At 62.7% G+C, this 1361-nt stretch carries 1 protein-coding gene; it reads left to right on the plus strand.

From position 1 onward, the window contains the following. Nucleotides 1-36 precede the first annotated feature (36 nt). Nucleotides 37-1361, plus strand: a 1325-nt coding sequence (locus IVB13_RS39950) for a PAS domain S-box protein (RefSeq protein ID WP_247492810.1), incomplete at its 3' end; no start/stop codon positions are given.

Here is a 1361-nt window from a genome sequence, read left to right on the forward strand (position 1 = left end):
CTCTCCGCCCGGCACCGCCCCACGGAGTTCGAGGCCCTGGTTGCGGCCGGCGCTGCCGCGCTCGATGCCATTCCGGGCGCAGTCTATCTCTGTGACGCGGAGGGGCTGCTGGTCGCCTATAACGCGGAGGCTGTGGTGCTGTGGGGGCGCACACCTGATGTTGGGAGGGAGCGCTTCTGCGGTTCACACCAGCTCTACCTGCTGGATGGAACTCCCCTCGCGCATGCCGACTGCCCCATGGCCACCGCCGTTCGCGCGGGAACGCCGACGCGCAATGCCGAAGTGATAATGGCGCGGCCGGATGGCTCTCGCTTCACGGCCATGGTCAACATCCGGGCGTTGCGCGACTTTTCTGGTCGCATCCAGGGCGCCATCAATTGCTTCCAGGACATCACCGGACGCAAGCAGATCGAGGAGGAAGTCCGCCGCACGACGCAGGATCTGCAGGACTTTTTCGACAACGGCGCGGTGGGCCTTCACATCGTCAGTGGCGAGGGAATTATCATTCGCGCCAATAAGGCTGAATTGGATCTGCTTGGGTACCGGCCCGAGGAGTATATCGGGCGTCATGTCGCCGAGTTCCACGCCGACGCTCCCGTGATTGGCGATATTCTCCAGCGTCTTTCGTGCGGTGAGCCGCTGCAGCGCTACCCTGCCCGGCTGCGCGCCCGCGACGGCACGATCAAGCATGTCCTGATTACCTCGAACAGCCGCATTGTGGACGGCAAGTTTGTCAACACGCGCTGCTTCACGACCGACGTCACCGAACTGCATGCTGCCGAAGAGGCACGGCAAGCAAGTGAGGCGCGGCTTGCGGCGACTTATGAGGCCGCCAGCGTCGGCATTTCGGAGACCGACGAGAATGGTCGCTTCTTGCGGGTGAATGATTCCCTCTGCCGCATCACCGCGCGCAAACGCGACGAACTGTTGGGGATGACCTTCCTCGACTACACCGATTCCAACGATCAGACCGAAGATGCCGAATTGTACGCGCGGCAAGTCCGCGGCGACATCGAGAACTACACGGTTCGCAAGCGTGTACTACGGCCTGACGGGTCCGTTCGCCATCTGGATATCTTCAGTTCGTCGGTGCGGGATTCGGAAGGCTGCTTCCTTTATGGCGTGCGGGTCGCTCAGGATGTCACCACCACCAAGCAACTGGAGGATCGCTTGCGTGAAGGCGAGCAGCGCATGCGCGATCTCCTCGAGGCGTTGCCAGCAGCCATCTACACGACGGACGCCAAGGGGCGCATTAATTTCTTCAATCGGGCTGCCGTCGAGATGGCGGGCAGAACGCCGCAGCCAGGCGACGAATGGTGTGTGACCTGGAAGCTCTATTGGCCCGACGGCTCGCCGCTGCC

The sequence above is a fragment of the Bradyrhizobium sp. 17 genome (genome assembly GCF_023073515.1).
Taxonomy (GTDB): Bacteria; Pseudomonadota; Alphaproteobacteria; order Rhizobiales; family Xanthobacteraceae; genus Bradyrhizobium; species Bradyrhizobium canariense_D.